The organism is Enterobacter cloacae complex sp. Mu1197, from assembly GCF_040059225.1.
GTDB lineage: Bacteria > Pseudomonadota > Gammaproteobacteria > Enterobacterales > Enterobacteriaceae > Enterobacter > Enterobacter quasiroggenkampii.
Genome location: NZ_CP157375.1, coordinates 22,265 through 37,228, shown reverse-complemented (window position 1 = coordinate 37,228; position 14,964 = coordinate 22,265). Strand labels below are relative to the sequence as shown.

General features: G+C 58.8%; 18 protein-coding genes. 4 read left to right on the top strand and 14 right to left on the bottom strand.

Annotated features, from left to right (window positions below):
• Window position 1: 1 nt before the first annotated feature.
• The 13 genes from ABFV38_RS00190 to ABFV38_RS00130 all read right to left on the bottom strand — a co-directional run bounded on the left by ABFV38_RS00190 (window position 2) and on the right by ABFV38_RS00130 (window position 10,569).
• Window positions 2–268, bottom strand: coding sequence for a Txe/YoeB family addiction module toxin (locus ABFV38_RS00190; protein WP_041911701.1), 267 nt, complete (start codon window positions 266–268; stop codon window positions 2–4).
• Window positions 243–515, bottom strand: a complete 273-nt coding sequence (locus ABFV38_RS00185; protein ID WP_041911702.1) for a type II toxin-antitoxin system prevent-host-death family antitoxin — start codon at window positions 513–515, stop codon at window positions 243–245. The genes ABFV38_RS00190 and ABFV38_RS00185 overlap by 26 nt, the downstream gene beginning before the upstream one ends.
• Before the next feature lie 56 nt (window positions 516–571).
• A complete protein-coding gene (gene nepI / locus ABFV38_RS00180) occupies window positions 572–1,762 on the bottom strand; it encodes a purine ribonucleoside efflux pump NepI (RefSeq protein WP_348958120.1) in 1,191 nt (396 codons plus the stop codon).
• A gap of 102 nt (window positions 1,763–1,864) precedes the next feature.
• Window positions 1,865–2,317: a DUF1198 domain-containing protein gene (locus tag ABFV38_RS00175; RefSeq protein WP_008500140.1), complete on the bottom strand. Its 453-nt coding sequence runs from the start codon at window positions 2,315–2,317 to the stop codon at window positions 1,865–1,867.
• 175 nt (window positions 2,318–2,492) lie between these two features.
• Window positions 2,493–3,884, bottom strand: a complete 1,392-nt coding sequence (gene uhpT / locus ABFV38_RS00170; RefSeq protein ID WP_039024528.1) for a hexose-6-phosphate:phosphate antiporter — start codon at window positions 3,882–3,884, stop codon at window positions 2,493–2,495.
• A gap of 132 nt (window positions 3,885–4,016) precedes the next feature.
• Window positions 4,017–5,336 (bottom strand): MFS transporter, encoded by a 1,320-nt coding sequence (locus ABFV38_RS00165; RefSeq protein WP_126288224.1) that lies wholly within the window; start codon window positions 5,334–5,336, stop codon window positions 4,017–4,019.
• Window positions 5,329–6,834: a signal transduction histidine-protein kinase/phosphatase UhpB gene (uhpB, locus tag ABFV38_RS00160; RefSeq protein ID WP_348958117.1), complete on the bottom strand. Its 1,506-nt coding sequence runs from the start codon at window positions 6,832–6,834 to the stop codon at window positions 5,329–5,331. Before uhpB ends, ABFV38_RS00165 begins: the two co-directional genes overlap by 8 nt.
• Window positions 6,831–7,424: a transcriptional regulator UhpA gene (gene uhpA / locus ABFV38_RS00155; protein ID WP_022646555.1), complete on the bottom strand. Its 594-nt coding sequence runs from the start codon at window positions 7,422–7,424 to the stop codon at window positions 6,831–6,833. Before uhpA ends, uhpB begins: the two co-directional genes overlap by 4 nt.
• Window positions 7,425–7,506: 82 nt before the next feature.
• Window positions 7,507–7,794 carry an acetolactate synthase small subunit gene (ilvN, locus tag ABFV38_RS00150; RefSeq protein WP_008500144.1) on the bottom strand — a complete coding sequence of 96 codons (288 nt, stop codon included), beginning with the start codon at window positions 7,792–7,794 and terminating at the stop codon, window positions 7,507–7,509.
• Window positions 7,795–7,797: 3 nt separating this feature from the next.
• Entirely contained in the window at window positions 7,798–9,486 is a 1,689-nt protein-coding gene (ilvB, locus tag ABFV38_RS00145; protein WP_348958116.1) for an acetolactate synthase large subunit, read from the bottom strand.
• A gap of 106 nt (window positions 9,487–9,592) precedes the next feature.
• Window positions 9,593–9,691, bottom strand: a complete 99-nt coding sequence (gene ivbL, locus ABFV38_RS00140; RefSeq protein WP_319875829.1) for an ilvB operon leader peptide IvbL — start codon at window positions 9,689–9,691, stop codon at window positions 9,593–9,595.
• A gap of 147 nt (window positions 9,692–9,838) precedes the next feature.
• The gene (locus ABFV38_RS00135) at window positions 9,839–10,258 is read right to left on the bottom strand and encodes a helix-turn-helix domain-containing protein (protein ID WP_348958115.1); all 420 of its coding nucleotides are present in this window, start codon (window positions 10,256–10,258) and stop codon (window positions 9,839–9,841) included.
• Window positions 10,255–10,569, bottom strand: a complete 315-nt coding sequence (locus ABFV38_RS00130) for a type II toxin-antitoxin system HigB family toxin (RefSeq protein WP_048961381.1) — start codon at window positions 10,567–10,569, stop codon at window positions 10,255–10,257. Before ABFV38_RS00130 ends, ABFV38_RS00135 begins: the two co-directional genes overlap by 4 nt.
• 490 nt (window positions 10,570–11,059) lie before the next feature.
• On the opposite strand from ABFV38_RS00130, the gene tisB reads away from it, so the two are divergent.
• The 4 genes from tisB (at window position 11,060) to emrD (ending at window position 13,916) form a co-directional block, all read left to right on the top strand.
• On the top strand, window positions 11,060–11,149 hold the full coding sequence (gene tisB / locus ABFV38_RS00125; RefSeq protein WP_008500146.1) for a type I toxin-antitoxin system toxin TisB: 90 nt from the start codon (window positions 11,060–11,062) through the stop codon (window positions 11,147–11,149).
• 64 nt (window positions 11,150–11,213) lie between these two features.
• Window positions 11,214–11,660: a GNAT family N-acetyltransferase gene (locus ABFV38_RS00120; protein WP_025910712.1), complete on the top strand. Its 447-nt coding sequence runs from the start codon at window positions 11,214–11,216 to the stop codon at window positions 11,658–11,660.
• Window positions 11,661–11,722: 62 nt separating this feature from the next.
• On the top strand, window positions 11,723–12,556 hold the full coding sequence (locus ABFV38_RS00115) for an EamA family transporter (RefSeq protein ID WP_348958114.1): 834 nt from the start codon (window positions 11,723–11,725) through the stop codon (window positions 12,554–12,556).
• 175 nt (window positions 12,557–12,731) lie between these two features.
• Window positions 12,732–13,916 (top strand): multidrug efflux MFS transporter EmrD, encoded by a 1,185-nt coding sequence (gene emrD / locus ABFV38_RS00110; RefSeq protein ID WP_048226801.1) that lies wholly within the window; start codon window positions 12,732–12,734, stop codon window positions 13,914–13,916.
• Here the strand turns inward: emrD and ABFV38_RS00105 are convergent.
• Window positions 13,819–14,907: a cellulase family glycosylhydrolase gene (locus tag ABFV38_RS00105; protein ID WP_348958113.1), complete on the bottom strand. Its 1,089-nt coding sequence runs from the start codon at window positions 14,905–14,907 to the stop codon at window positions 13,819–13,821. The genes emrD and ABFV38_RS00105 overlap by 98 nt on opposite strands.
• Window positions 14,908–14,964 lie beyond the last annotated feature (57 nt).

Sequence of the window (14,964 nt, the reverse complement as noted above, 5' to 3'; positions counted from 1 at the left end):
TCTACGAATAATAGTGATAGCGGCACATTAAAATAGTAAGAGCGCTATCTGACACCCCGTAAACCAGACGGTCAGTATCATTGATTCGACGGGACCAGTATCCGGAAAGGTTACCTTTAAGGGGTTCCGGCTTACCCAGGCCATCGAAGGGTTGACGCTTCGCATCTTCAATCAATTTATTGATTCTGCGAAGCGTTTTCTTGTCCTGCTCCTGCCACCACAGGTAATCATCCCAGCCGTTATCAGTCCAAATCAGTAGCCTGGTCATCAATCAGATCCCTCTGCGTGGTTTTTCCGGTATTTGCCTGTGCGATTGACTCCATCAGTCGGCTGGCGTTAGCAGGCGAACTCATCAGATGGATGGTTTCCATCATCGAGTTGTAGTGCTGCAGAGACATAACCACCGCATCACCCCCGTTTCGGCGGCTGATGATGGTTGTCTCCACGTTGTCATTCACGTCGTCCAACACATCTTTGAGTCGGCTTCGTGCTTCGGTAAACGTCACAACCTGCATATTCCCTCCTGTACAAGTTACGGTACAAGTATATCGATGAAGTGACTATTTATCAATCAACGTGCTTTAACCTTGCCCGCCACCAGCAGCGCGGTCAACAACATCAGCGTGCCGGAAATCACCAGCGGTGACGTCAGCCCCAGGTGGTCGAGCGCCACGCCGCCAATCGCCGCGCCGCAGGTGTTTGCCAGTTGGATCACCGCCACCTGAATCGACCCGGCTTTTTCCGCCTGATCGGCGAGCGAGCGGGTGATCCACGTCGACCAGCCCACCGGCACCAGCGCAAAGGCAAAGCCCCAGATAATCGCAATGGCAGACGCGACCCACTTATCGCTGCCCCACAGCACCAGCACCGTGGCGCTCACTGCCAGCACCAGCGGCGCCCCCGCCAGCGCCACCTTCAGGGAGCGCTTCAGGAACTGCGACGACAGCGACGTGCCGACAAAGCTGGCAATACCGAAGCTCAGGAGCACCAGCGTCAGGCCGTCGACGTCAAAGCCCGCCATGGTCATATACACCGGGCGGATATAGGTAAAGAAGGCAAACTGCCCGGCAAAGGACATAAAGATCGCGGTCATCCCCGCCAGCACGCCGGGGCGCTTTAGCAGGCTGAACATGTTTTGCTTGTGGTGCGCCGCTTCGCCCGGCAGGGACGGCAGCGCCTTCCACACCCAGATAACGCAAAGCACGCCCATCACTGCCGCCGCGTTGAAGACGTTACGCCAGCCGATAATCCCGCCGAGGAAGCTGCCCAGCGGCGCGGCAATCACCAGCGCGATAGAGACCGCGCCAAAGATGACGGACAGCGCTTTCGGCACGGTGCGCGCAGGCACCAGGCGCATGGTCAGCGAGGCGGACATCGCCCAGAAGCCGCCGAGCCCCAGCCCCAGACAGGCGCGCCCCAGCAGCAGCAGGGTAAAGCTTTCCGCGAAGGAGACCAGCAGGCAGGAGAGCGTCAGCAGCACGCTGAACAGAATGACCACTTTGCGGCGGTCGATGGTGCCAATCACCTGGGTGATAAACAGACTGGCAAACATCGCCACAAAGGCGGTGACGGTAACGGACTGCCCCGCCACGCCTTCGGAAATGCCCAGATCCTGCGCCATCGGCGTCAGCAGGCTCACCGGCAGAAACTCAACGGTAATCAGGCAGGCGACGCAGAATGCCACGGCGAAAACGGCCGACCAGTTGGGGCGTGAAACCTCGCTGGTCTGCGGTCTGGTCGAGGGCTGGATATGTTCTGTCATGGCGTCACCTGAAGATAAAAACGTGCGGAAAAGTCGCGCAGTTTATCATCAAAAGTGTGACGAATTTAACGTTTAGACAACTTTTGTGGTTTTTAGAGGGGATCAGTGGAGGTAAAACACGCCCTCTTCCGGCAGGAAGAGCTGGTTATAGCGCAGCTGGAAGGCGTTCAGCTCCTGCGGATCGGGCTCCATCTCGCGCATAAAGCCGAGCGCCAGACGAATTTGCGCATCGGTGATCGGCGCGGCCAGGCGGGCTTTACGCAGCAGGCGGTGCCACGTGTGCAGGTTCTCTTCACTGCCGTCGACAATGCAGACCTGCCAGATCAGCAGCACCTGTGCGGCGTTTTGCAAATGCGCCTCGTCGGGGCGCTCAAGGTAGCGGATAAACTCATTGCCCGGCGTTTTACCGAACTGATCGATCATCGACTCGACCGGCATCGGGGTGATGCCCAGACGCTCGCTTAAACGTTTGATGGCGCGGCGGGAATCTGAGGTCAGGACGCGAAATCCCACCACAAACACCACGGCAAGCGTTGCCAGCATTATCCAGACCATGCGTTCTCCTTTGACTAGCCGCTCATCATAGCGGGAAACGCACGGCGTCAACAGCGGGCAGAACCAGAATAGTGCACTGAAAAGACGTTGCAGAACGGGGGATAAGGTATTAATGCCGTCGGCGGAAATAAAAAAGCCCGGCATCACACACCGGGCAAAGAAGTTACCTGCACACTCAGGCTGTTTTTAATTTCTGCGCACGATTCTCACGGCGAATTTTACGTTCTTCCAGCACGGCAACCATCGCCATCAGGACGATACAGCCGATCGCTGCCGCATCCAGCGCCGCGAAGGTGCCCGCCCAGCCGGTGAGGCCGAAAATTGGCGTGCCGTCGGCGATCATTCCCAGACCCAGCTTGGCGAAGCTGTCGCCGATCAGGTAGGCGAAGGTACCCTTGATCCCGTCGGCGGCGCCGATCGCTTTTTTCGGGACGAAGCCCACTGCCGCCACGCCGATCAGCAGCTGCGGACCAAACACCAGGAAGCCGAGCGCAAACAGGGATGCGAGGTAAACGTACTGGTTGCTGGCATGCTGGTAAACGCCCAGCGTGGCGATAATCAGCGCCAGCGCGATGCAGGCCACCAGTGCGCGACGGCCGTTGGCGAGGTCGGAGAGCCAGCCCCACAGCAGCGTGCCGACCAGCGCACCCACTTCAAACAGGGTGAAGCCCTGAATCGCCACCTCTTTAGAGAGCTTCAGCTCCTGGAAGGCGTACACGGTAGACCACTGGTCGATGCCGATGCGCACCACGTAGAGGAAGATGTTTGAGAAGCAGAGCAGCCAGATCACTTTGTTTTTCAGCACGTACTCAACAAAGATCTGCCATTTGGTCATCTCGTTCTCTTCGGTCTCTTTGTCCTCTTCGCTGATCTCCTCGCCGAACAGCTCTTCGGCTTTGCCGAGGCCGTAGGATTCGGGGGAGTCGCTGCCAAAGCGCAGGCCGATAAAGCCGACAATGAGGGCGATAATCGACGGGAAGATAAACATACCGATCACGTGGCCGTCGAACAGGTAGTTTGCGCCAAACAGCGCCACGCCTGCCGCACCCGCCCCGCCGAGGTTATGGGAGATGTTCCACATGCCGAGGTACGACCCTCGCTTGCGGCGCGGCGTCCATTTGGTGATGGTGGAGTAGCTGCACGACCCGCCGGTACTCTGGAAGAAACCGCTCAGGGCGTAGAAGGCGATCATCAGGAACAGGCTAACGGATCCTGCGCCCATGCTGGCGCTGAAGCCGAGCATACAGATGGCGGAGAGGATCAGCATAAACGGCAGGAACTGCTTGGTGTTTTTGCCGTCCGCATAGTAGGAAACGACAGTTTTCCCCACGCCGTAGGTGATGGAGAAGCCCAGGCCAATCATCCCCAGCTGCGTCATGCTCAGCCCGTAGGTGGAGATCATGTCGTTCTGCGCGATGTTAAAGTTCTTGCGGATCAGGTACATGGTCAGGTAGCCGATGAAGACCACCAGATAGGACTGCATGAACGGTTTGAACCACATTTTGCGCCGCACATCGAGCGGCAGATCCAGGGTCGGCTTGCGCACCTGATTTAAGAAGGCCAGCATGGTTGGTTTACTCCTGAGCTGATTTTTGCAGCATTGTAAAAATCAGCCGGGAGAGATGCCTGAGACAGCGTCCAGGTAAAACCGGGAAAATTTCTTAGTTTTGCGCCACTCGGGGCGAAAAGGTGAGGCGCATCACATCACACTGGCTTCACGCGGTGCCTGCGCATGTAAAAACGGCAGCAGCAGCAGGGCGGAAATTCCCGCCGCGATGGCGATCACCGCGAAGAAACCGCTCCAGTGCCAGATGTCGATGACTCGCGCCAGCGGCCAGCCGGAGAGCGATGCGCCGAGGTAGGCAAACAGCCCGACAAAGCCCGTCGCCGCGCCTGCCGCCTCTTTGTGGGAGCATTCTGCCGCCGCCATGCCGATGAGCATCTGCGGGCCAAAGACGAAGAAGCCGGTGGTGAAGAAGCACGCCGCCTGCATGACGTAGCTGGCGAACGGCATCAGCCACAGCGAGCCGACGGAGAGCAAAATCCCGGCGGCAAAAATCAGGTTCATCGGGCCGCGGTTGCCGTTGAACAGCTTATCCGAGCCCCAGCCCGCCACCAGCGCGCCGATAAACCCACCCAGTTCGAACATCGTGACCGCCGAGTTAGCAGTGACCAGGTCCACGCCGAGCGTCTCGGACATGTACAGATTGCCCCAGTCGTTGATGGCCGCGCGCACCACGTAGACCAGCACGTAGCAGAGCGAGAGGAGCCAGATGTAGGGATTTTTCAGCACGTATTTGGTGAGGATCTCCTTGCGGGTCAATCCCGCGCCCTCCTGCTGTTGGGCAATCTCCATCTCGTCGTGCCGCCAGTCGCCCACCGCAGGCAGGCCCACGGTCTGCGGCCTGTCACGCAGGCGCCAGCAGAGGAACAGCCCGGCGACAATCGCCAGGCCACCCGCAATCATCATCCCCGCGCGCCAGCCGTAGTGCAGCGCCGCGGCACCCACCACCATCGGGATCAGCGCCCCGCCGACGTTGTGCGCGGTGTTCCAGACGGCCCACCAGCCGCCGCGCTCGTTGCGCGAGTACCACGCCGTGAGCAGGCGGGCGCAGACCGGCGCACCCCAGCCCTGGAAGAAGGCGTTCAGCGCCCACAGCAGGGCAAAGGCCCACAGCGAGGTAGAGAAACCAAACAGGATGTTCACCACGCCGGTGGCGATCAGCCCTACGCCCATGAAATAACGCGCGTTGGAGCGATCGCTGACGATGCCGGAGAAGAACTTCGACAGGCCGTAGGTGATGTAAAACAGCGTCGCCAGCAGGCCGATGTCGGTGCGCGTCATCACGCCGCTGGCGAGAATTTCCGGCGCGGCGGCGTTGAAGCTTTTGCGGGTGAAGTAGAACAGCGCGTAGCCGAGCCAGATGGCGATCAGAATATGGCGACGCCAGTAGCGGTAGCGGGCGTCGATTTCCGCTTTGTCGCCAATCGGCGCGGCGCTGGCAGGGGTTTTAAACATGATAACTCCGTAGCGGCAGGCTGACGCTGACGCGCGTCCCGTGGGTGCAGGAGAGGCTCAGCGTGCCGCCCAGCGCCTTTACGCGCTCGCGCATGCCCGCCAGGCCAAAGCCCTGGTGGCCGGAGCCCGGCGGCAGGCCACAGCCGTCGTCTTCAATTATCAGCATCAGGCGTTCGTCCTGCTGCCAGCCCTGTATCGTGACCGCGCTGGCATTGGCGTGTTTAACAATATTGTTCAGCCCTTCCTGACAGACGCGGAAAAGGGTCACGCGCTGGCCTTCGCTCAGCGCAGATTCGTTAATTCGCCAGTCGAGATGGCTGACAATGCCGCGGCTTTCAAGCTCCATCTCGCGCATCAGGGAACGCACCGCCTGCTCCAGCGACAGGTCGTCGAGCTGGCGCGGACGCAGCCTGCCGAGCAGGCGTCGCACCGAGTCATATACGCCCAGTGAAAGCTGCTCGATATGCGCTCCGCCCTGCTTCACGCCCGCGTTTTCCGCCGCCAGACGCTGGACAATGCCCGCCTGGGTACGGATGGCGGTGATCGTCTGGCCGATATCATCATGCAGCTCGCGGGCGACCTCCTGCCGCACGCTCTCTTCCGTCTCCAGAAGGCGTTCAGCCAGACGCCGGTTGCGCGCCAGCTCGGTTTGCAGGGACTGGTTCAGCTCGCGCAGACGCTGAATACCCGCCCCGAGCAGCAGCCCGGTCAGGCTCTGGGCCAGCAGCGAGAGCAGCAGATCCACCGGATGGTCGTGCCAGGTCTGGCTGGCAATCAGCGCGATGGCGTTCATCAGGGTCGCGATCAGCGCCCCCTGCCAGCCGTAGTGCCAGGCCAGGGCGATAATCGGCAGCGCCAGGCAAAACGGCGTGAAGCGTGAAAGCTCGGCAGGTAAACCGAGCTGAAGCCAGAGGCTCACCACGAACAGCAGCAGATACCAGATGAGATGCCGGGCGCGCCAGTTCACCGGTTGGGACACCAGCCCCGGACCAAGCGGTTGCCAGACGGTGCTGGAGAGATAGTGCCAGATAACGAGGCAGGTCGGCGCGAGCGTCAAGCCGCCGGTGAGGGTGAGCAGCAGCGCGTTGAGCATCTCCTTGTCGCCAACCCACGGCAGGGACTGCAGCAGCGCGGCGGCAATCAGCGCCGCCCCCTGACGCAGCAGCGTGCGCCAGTCGCGCTGGTGACGATAGCGGGAAATGAGCGCAACCGGGAGAAGCGTAAGCAGGCTTCCGGTCATCAATAATGGCAGATGCGCCAGAGCGACTTCCTGCGCCAGCCAGACCAGCAGCAGCCACTCCGCGCCCAGCAAAACGGGCCAGTAGCCGCGCGGGCACTGGAGCATTAACCCCAGTCGCAGGCCGAAGGGAAACAACAGCACCGCCAGTTCAGGACGTTCCACCAGATGCAGGCTGATGCTCCACAGGCAGAACCACGCGGCAGAGAAGATAAAAAAGCTGGCAACGACGGCGATCAGCCGCGAAAAGACGGGACTCATTGCCAGCTGTCAAACATGCGGCGCGCCAGCTCGACGTCGTTGCTGACGTTGAGTTTTTCCATCAGGTTGGCGCGATGGACGTGCACGGTCTTCGGCGACAGATCCAGCTCGGCGGCAATCTCTTTTACCGACATCCCCTGCGCGAGCTTCTCCGCCACCTGACGCTCGCGTCTGGTGAGCGGATCCTGTCGTCCGGCCGCCAGCTTGATGGCGATATCCGGCGTCAGATAGCAGCCGCCGGTGGAGACGGTGCGCACGGCGGCAATCAGCTCGTCCGGGCTACAGCGTTTGGAGAGGAACCCGCGCGCGCCCGCGTTGAGCGCCTGCTCGACCAGCGCCGGGCTGTCGTGGACCGAGAGCATAATGGTCGCCATCCCTTTCGGCAGCTGGCTTAACAGCTCCAGCCCGGAGAGGTCGGGCATGGAGATATCGCAGATACAGACCTGCACCCCGCGCCCCGGCAGGCCCGCCAGCGCTTCGCGACCGGAGCCAAACTCGGCCACGACCTGGAAATCCGGTTCGAGGTTGAGAAGCTGGGCAAAGCCAGAGCGGACGATAAGGTGGTCGTCGATAAGGGCGATGGTGGTCATGTGTGTTCCTGCGGTCTGAAAAAGCCGGATGGCGCTGCGCTTATCCGGCCTACAAGAGCGAAAGACGCCTACCTTAAGCGATCTATTCGAAGAACACCGCAATTTTGTTAAACATGGTGGGATCGGACTGGTTGCGCGCCACGTTGGTGACGTCCTCCAGCTTGTCGATCTGCGCCATCATCTGCTCCAGACGCTGGTCATCGTTGACCAGGAGCCAGATGCGGCTGTGCTCGCTGCCCTGAATCGGCAAACAGAGAATGCCTTCCACGTTAAACGCCCGGCGGGCAAATAGCCCACAGACGTGGGTCATGACGCCAGGATGGTTGCGGACGGTGAGTTCCAGAATGACGTTATCATGTTGTTTCTGCATGGCTTATTCTCCCACCATCTCAGTATTTGCCGCACCCGGCGGCACCATCGGATACACTTTTTGTTCAGGGTCGATACGGACGTGGATCAGCGCCGGGCCCGGACGCGAGATCGCCGCCTGCAGCGCCGCGTGGGCATCCTCTTCCGCGTTCAGATCGCAGGTGTGCAGGCCAAAGCCGGCGGCAATCTGCATAAAGTTAATCATCCCCGGATAGGTCGCCGCAAACACGCCCTGCTTGTAGAACAGGCTCTGCTGCTGGTGCACCAGGCCCAGCGCCTCATTGTTCATCAGGATGATTTTCACGTCTAACTGGTTTTCGGCTGCAGTCGCCATCTCCTGAATGTTCATCATCAGGCTGCCGTCGCCGGAGAAGCAGATGACCTTGCGGTCCGGATTCGCCAGCGCCGCACCAACTGCTGCAGGCAGACCGAAGCCCATGGTGCCCAGACCGCCGGAGGTCAGCCACTGGCGCGGACGGTTCAGCGGGTAGGCCTGCGCGGTCCACATCTGATGCTGTCCCACGTCGGTGGTGATAATCGCGCTGTCGTCGACGCAGGCGGCAACGGCGTTGATCAGGCCGTAATGGCTCAGCGGATCGCCTTCAGTTGGGATCGCGCCCGGGAACTCGCGCTGCAGATCGGCCACCAGCTGACGCCAGTCGGTGCGATCGGTCGCGTCGGTTTGCGGGATCAGCTGCGCCAGCACTTCGGCTACATCGCCCTGAATCGCCACGTGCGGCTGCTTGATTTTACCCAGCTCGGCGCGATCGATATCCACGTGAATGATTTTGGCATTCGGGCAGAACTGCTCGGTTTTACCAATCGCCCGGTCATCAAAACGCGCGCCCATAACAATCAGCAAATCGGCCTCTTGCAGAATGTAGTTGGTACTGCGCGCGCCGTGCATGCCCAGCATGCCTAATGACAATGGGTGCGCTTTTGGCAGCATGCCCAGCGCCATCAGGGTCATGGTGGTCGGCAGGTTGGCTTTTTCAGCGAACTGGCGGATTTCATCCGCGGCGTTGATTGCCCCGCCGCCCAGATAGAGCACCGGGCGTTTGGCGGCGTTAATCATGGCGGCGGCGTCGCGCACGCTCTCCGCGCTAAATGCTGGCGCGGGGGCACGCTCGCCCGGTTCAGGCAGAACGTCGATCTCGATTTCTGCGGTCTGGACATCCTTAGGAATGTCTATCCACACCGGGCCCGGGCGGCCGGACTGCGCAATGCGGAACGCATCGCTGATAACCTGAGGAAGCTCGGCGATGTCGCGAACTAAATAGTTATGTTTGGTGATGGGGATAGAGATGCCGTAGGTGTCCACTTCCTGGAACGCATCGGTACCGATCATCGAGGACGGCACCTGGCCGGTAATGCAGATCAGCGGAATGGAGTCGAGACGCGCGTCGGCGATGGCGGTGACCAGGTTGGTTGCGCCCGGGCCGCTGCAGGCCATACAGACCGCCGGTTTACCCTGCGTGCGCGCCATGCCCTGAGCGATAAAGCCTGCCCCCTGCTCGTGACGCGCCAGCACATGGCGGATCTGCGTGCTTTGGCTTAACGCATCGTACAGCGGCAGCACCGTGCCGCCGGGGATGCCCGCAACCGTGGTAATGCCCTGTCGCTCCAGCAGATGAACGATCAGCTGCGCGCCGGTAAAACGCGTCTTGGTGGATGTTGTGCCCGAACTTGCCATGCTCCAGTCCTTTTCTTCTGAGCCGACTTTCCGGGGAGGGTCCTAAACGAAAAACCCCGCCCGGTTTGCGCCGGCGGGGTTTTGGATTCGTGTGTTGATCCAGTCCCTACGGCGCATTGCCGACGACCACCACCACACGCACGACGACCACTGCGGCTGGATGCGCAGTTTTTAGTAGGGTCGAAGTGAAGATGGATGAAGTCATTGGGGACCTGTGTTTGGATTCATTGATTGAATTTATACAAACACAGGTTTTCGGGCGTGACAATGGAAAAATTTTCATCTGCGCAAAAATGCGTCAGGGATCACGTTTCGTTTGTTGAGTGATAAAAGGGCTGTCGACCGTTTTATTTCATTCAATAAACAGTGCAGGCGATACCCCAAAGCGCGCCGCCAGTTTTTTTATATGGTTTAACGTCAGCTGACGCTGTCCATTCAATACCCTTGAAACCATTGATTTACTGCCAATTTCATCCTGAAAATCTGAAATGGTCAGTTTGTACTGATCCATAAGGGTTCTTAAAACCGCAATTCCCACTGGAACAGATTCCATCTCCTGACGCAAGGCGACAATGTCGGGTCGATTCACTTCATAACGACTTATTCTTGCACATACGATATCCAGCAAAGGGCTACCAGGTTCATTCATGAGCAGATACTCAACCAGCTCAAGTGCATCCTGGTAATCTTTCTCGTTCGGATGTTCACCCAGTAAAGGGACAGCCTCGACAAGAGCATGCGTTGCTTTCATTGCATCAGCGACGATCATCATTTCTTCCCCTTAGTGCGATGTTTCTCCGTAAAACGGTCATATTCCTTATGAGTAAAAACATGGCGCACATAGAACTTTTGGCTTTCAAAGAATATGAGAGCCACTACTCTGAGATTGTTATTTGCAATATCAATCACATAATGCTTATCCAGATATTTAAAGTTATCCAGCGTCGGAAAAATTTGTTTCAGCGCAGCAGGTGTCGGGCAATGGCTCTTTTCGATAGTGCGACCTAAAAAAAGGAGCTCTTCCTTGTGCTGCGGGAACTGTTTTACCGCATCAATAATTGCCTTCATAGAAATTAAATGCATACTGCATGCCTGCTGCGTCCGTTGCCATTATGGCAACGATATCCATGCATTGCCAATGTGTCAACACGTATCGTTTTTCTGACTAACACCAGAAAACAAAAAACCCCGCCTAAGCGAGGTTTTTATCAGGGTTTTGCGGTTGGTCGCCGCAGAACACACTGTGTTACGTCAACGCAAAAAAGTATACGCGATCGAAGACGAACGCGCAATTCCGGCACGGATTTTGACGTTTTTGAGTATGGATCGCCTTTCGATTTTTGTCCAAAAAATACTGTTCATACATACAGTATTTATCTATACTGAGGGTGTTCGCAGTGAGCGAGGGGGCCGCAGTTCTACCGGCGCAACGAAGTCCTGGCTGAAACGGGTGGTGCCGTCAGTGCCTTAACCCCTGAAGTGAGCACACTGTGTTACGTCAATCCAGGTGCTGGCAACAGGCGGCGGAAAGGTACGCCAGCATCGTGCTCCTTTTAACCAAAAGGAGACGCGTATGAGCGTAGTGGATATGGTGATACTTATCCTCAAACTCATTGTTGCTGTACTGCAACTGCTTGATGCTGTCCTGAAATTCGTTCGGTAATTCAGGTTCAAGTCGCACCTGAGAGGGGCGGGCAACCGCCCCTCTTTAATAACGAGGGAATGCTATGTCGCGTCTGTTAATTGAGCCTGTTACGCCTGATGAGCCGGGCTATATCGCCCTGAAGGCGGAAAGTATTGCACTGAATTTTAACATGCTGCGCAGGCTCGAAGAGAGCTGGCAGCGGGGTGAGAACCGCTTTAACGCGCCGGGCGAAAAGCTGCTGGGTGCGTTTCTTAACGGCAAGCTGGTGGGCGTGTGCGGCCTCAACCGCGATCCGTTCAGCCAGCAGCCGCGCGCTGGACGTATTCGCCATCTCTACGTCAGCGAGAAGTGCCGCGGGCTGGGGATTGGCAAGCAGCTTTTAACCGTCGTGATGGCCGATGCCAGCATCTGGTTTGATTTCCTCAATACCCATGCGCCGGACGCTGCCTACGGGTTTTATCGCCGGGCAGGTTTTACGCTGGTCTCGGACGAACCGCGGGTGACCCACCGCCTTTTTTGTGCGGTGTAACCGGCTGGCAGCTTCAGGACGTGAATGTTACAGTTGAGTGACAATTCATCACCCGATACGCCATGACCATCACCGTATTCTGCATTTTGCTGTTCGCCGCCCTGCTGCATGCCAGCTGGAATGCCATTGTCAAAGCCGGAACGGACAAGCTCTATTCCGCGATTAGCGTCAGCGGCTCCGCCACGGTGATTGCCCTGGTGCTGCTCCCCTTCTCTCCACAGCCCTCTGCCGCAAGCTGGCCGTTTTTGTTAGTCTCCTGCGCCTTACAGGTGGTGTACACCGTGCTGGTGGCAAAGACCTATCAGGTCTCCGATATGAGCCAGACCTATCCGCTGATGCGCGGCACCGCACCGCTGCTGGTGGCGCTGATCAGCGTGCTGGCGCTTGGCGATCGTCTCTCCTGGCTCGCCTGGTCCGGCATTGGGGTAATTTGCCTGTCGATTCTGGCGATGGCGATGAACGGGCGCATGCAGTCGCGCAAGGGGATCTGGCTGGCGCTGCTGAATGCCTGCTTTATCGCCGGGTATACGCTGGTGGACGGCACCGGCGTGCGGCTGTCAGACACTGCGCTGGGCTATACGCTGTGGACTTTCTTTATGAACGGCTTCTGCCTGCTGGGCTGGGCGATGGTCGCGCGTCGACGCGAGGCATCCGGCTACCTGCATCTGCACTGGAAAAAGGGGCTGCTCGGCGGCGTTGGCACCATGGGCTCGTACGGTCTGGCGCTGTGGGCAATGACGCAGGCACCGCTGGCGGTGGTTGCGGCGCTGCGGGAAACTTCCATACTTTTTGGCGCGCTGATCGCATTTTTGCTTTTAAAAGAAAAGGTTGCGGGCCTGCGCATCGCGGCGGCGCTGGGCATTGCTGGCGGCGCCATTCTGCTGCGCCTGGCGTAAAGCACTGGCAACATTAGTTGCCGTTCTTGTTTACAAATCCTGCCTTTACCGGTTTTTTCATTCACTACAACAATGCTTAAATTGTCATCTCTCTGTGGTAGATTCCTCGCGCATTTATGGGAATGCGCAGTCACTTATTCTTCATTTTTCTGTTTTGGCAAAAGTATTCAGCGACATGAAAAAGCAACGGAACGTTAACTTATTGTTGATGCTGGTGTTACTGGTGGCCGTCGGTCAGATGGCGCAAACCATCTACATTCCGGCGATTGCCGACATGGCAAAGGAATTAAACGTCCGCGAGGGCGCAGTACAGAGCGTAATGGCAGCTTACCTGCTGACCTATGGCGTTTCGCAGCTCTTCTACGGCCCGCTCTCCGACCGCGTCGGGCGTCGCCCGGTGATCCTGGTGGGCATGAGCATTTTCATGGTGGCGACCGTCATTGCGATGACCACCCATAACCTGACCGTATTGATTGCCGCCAGCGCCCTGCAGGGCGTCGGGACCGGCGTCGGCGGGGTGATGGCGCGAACCTTACCGCGCGATATGTATCAGGGTACCCAGCTGCGCCATGCCAACAGCCTGTTGAATATGGGCATTCTGGTCAGCCCGCTGCTGGCCCCGCTGATCGGCGGCCTGCTGGACACGATGTGGTCCTGGCGCGCCTGTTACGCCTTCCTGCTGGTGCTCTGCATGATTGTCACCTTCAGCATGGCGCGCTGGATGCCGGAAACGCGCCCGCAGGACGCGCCGCGCACGAAGCTTCTCGCCAGCTATAAAACGCTGTTCGGCAACGGCGCGTTCACCTGCTACCTGCTGATGCTGATTGGCGGCCTGGCGGGTATCGCGGTGTTTGAAGCCTGCTCCGGCGTGCTGCTGGGCGCGGGGCTTGGCCTGAGCAGTATGGTGGTGAGCATTCTGTTTATTCTGCCGATCCCGGCGGCGTTCTTCGGCGCGTGGTTTGCCGGGCGACCAAACAAACGCTTCTCCACCCTGATGTGGCAGTCGGTGATCAGCTGTCTGCTGGCGGGTCTGATGATGTGGATCCCGGGGCTGTTTGGCGTGATGACCGTCTGGACGCTGCTCATCCCGGCGGCGCTGTTCTTCTTCGGCGCGGGGATGCTGTTTCCGCTCGCCACCAGCGGCGCGATGGAGCCGTTCCCGTTCCTCGCAGGTACGGCGGGCGCGCTGGTGGGCGGTTTGCAGAACATCGGTTCCGGCGCGCTGGCCTGGCTCTCAGCGATGATGCCGCAGACCGGGCAGGCTAGTCTGGGGTTGTTGATGACGCTGATGGGGCTGCTGATTTTACTGTGCTGGCTGCCGCTGGCGTCGCGTGTCCCGCATCACGAGCAGCCGGTTTAACCGCGTGATGGCCCGGCTTCTCGCCGGGCTTTTCACAGACAGGGGCGATCATCGCCTGCAATAACGGCTCTGGCGCAGGCCGCCAGGCGCCCTCTTCCCCATCGTAAAACTGGAAATCCGCGTTAAGCGCATACGGGATTTTGGCCTTTTGCAGCTCGCAGGCCATAAAGGTGGCGAACGCTATCTGCGAGGCGGTTGGCGTAAAGCGGCTTGATTCTCCCACGCCCCAGCCCCCGACCCAGCTAACGTGCCCGGTTTTTTGCTGCCAGTGCAGCGCGGCATTGATGCGGTTACGGATTGCCGCTTTTTCCGCCGCCGTGCCGGACGTCCACGGGTATTTACCGCCATTCTTCAGCGGCCCCCACGGGAAAATATGCCACTCCGCCAGCAGATAGTTTTGGCTGTGCGCGGGCAGCTTCAGGCTGGATAACTCCTCCGGCGCGGCACGCAGGCGTGGCGCGATGAAGATCATGCGCTGTGGGTCGATGTCGTGGATCGCTTTGATGGTTTTTTCATAGACGCGGTTTAACGACGCCAGATTGTGGTTGAGCTTGTCGGCCGGCTCATAAATGAGATCAAAACCCAGTAGCGGGTAGCTCTGACCGAAATAGTGCGCCACGGCAATCCACCAGTTGACCATCTCTTTCTCGTTATCGGCTTTCGGGTCGTTTTTATATTCATCCGCCTGATACGCGACTATCGGGATCACGCCATACTGCTCGCAGGCTTCCACCAGCTTGCGCAGGTGGATCAGCCGCGCTTCCGTCGGCTCATCGGCGACACGGATGCGCACGTGGGTAATGCCTTTAGCCCGAAAATCGCGTACCACCAGCGGGTCGAATTCACGTATGCCGCGCTCGGTGCGCGCCCAGTCCACATCCATCCCGACGCCCAGCTGCTGCGCATAAAGGGCGGCTGTCAGCGGCGGCTCAGCGGCAATGGCCCAGCCGGAAGAGATCAGTAATGCACAGGCAATAAAAGGCTTTAACACGGTTTACCCTGGATAAATCGAAAGCATTACCTGTATTTAGCACGCTTTTTCACATTT

Coding starts and splice junctions, on each gene's coding strand:
- ABFV38_RS00190 (WP_041911701.1), bottom strand. CDS start 268: ATGACCAGGCTACTGATTTGGACTGATAACGGCTGGGATGATTACCTG.
- ABFV38_RS00185 (WP_041911702.1), bottom strand. CDS start 515: ATGCAGGTTGTGACGTTTACCGAAGCACGAAGCCGACTCAAAGATGTG.
- nepI (WP_348958120.1), bottom strand. CDS start 1,762: ATGACAGAACATATCCAGCCCTCGACCAGACCGCAGACCAGCGAGGTT.
- ABFV38_RS00175 (WP_008500140.1), bottom strand. CDS start 2,317: ATGGTCTGGATAATGCTGGCAACGCTTGCCGTGGTGTTTGTGGTGGGA.
- uhpT (WP_039024528.1), bottom strand. CDS start 3,884: ATGCTGGCCTTCTTAAATCAGGTGCGCAAGCCGACCCTGGATCTGCCG.
- ABFV38_RS00165 (WP_126288224.1), bottom strand. CDS start 5,336: ATGTTTAAAACCCCTGCCAGCGCCGCGCCGATTGGCGACAAAGCGGAA.
- uhpB (WP_348958117.1), bottom strand. CDS start 6,834: ATGAGTCCCGTCTTTTCGCGGCTGATCGCCGTCGTTGCCAGCTTTTTT.
- uhpA (WP_022646555.1), bottom strand. CDS start 7,424: ATGACCACCATCGCCCTTATCGACGACCACCTTATCGTCCGCTCTGGC.
- ilvN (WP_008500144.1), bottom strand. CDS start 7,794: ATGCAGAAACAACATGATAACGTCATTCTGGAACTCACCGTCCGCAAC.
- ilvB (WP_348958116.1), bottom strand. CDS start 9,486: ATGGCAAGTTCGGGCACAACATCCACCAAGACGCGTTTTACCGGCGCG.
- ivbL (WP_319875829.1), bottom strand. CDS start 9,691: ATGACTTCATCCATCTTCACTTCGACCCTACTAAAAACTGCGCATCCA.
- ABFV38_RS00135 (WP_348958115.1), bottom strand. CDS start 10,258: ATGATGATCGTCGCTGATGCAATGAAAGCAACGCATGCTCTTGTCGAG.
- ABFV38_RS00130 (WP_048961381.1), bottom strand. CDS start 10,569: ATGCATTTAATTTCTATGAAGGCAATTATTGATGCGGTAAAACAGTTC.
- tisB (WP_008500146.1), top strand. CDS start 11,060: ATGAGCGTAGTGGATATGGTGATACTTATCCTCAAACTCATTGTTGCT.
- ABFV38_RS00120 (WP_025910712.1), top strand. CDS start 11,214: ATGTCGCGTCTGTTAATTGAGCCTGTTACGCCTGATGAGCCGGGCTAT.
- ABFV38_RS00115 (WP_348958114.1), top strand. CDS start 11,723: ATGACCATCACCGTATTCTGCATTTTGCTGTTCGCCGCCCTGCTGCAT.
- emrD (WP_048226801.1), top strand. CDS start 12,732: ATGAAAAAGCAACGGAACGTTAACTTATTGTTGATGCTGGTGTTACTG.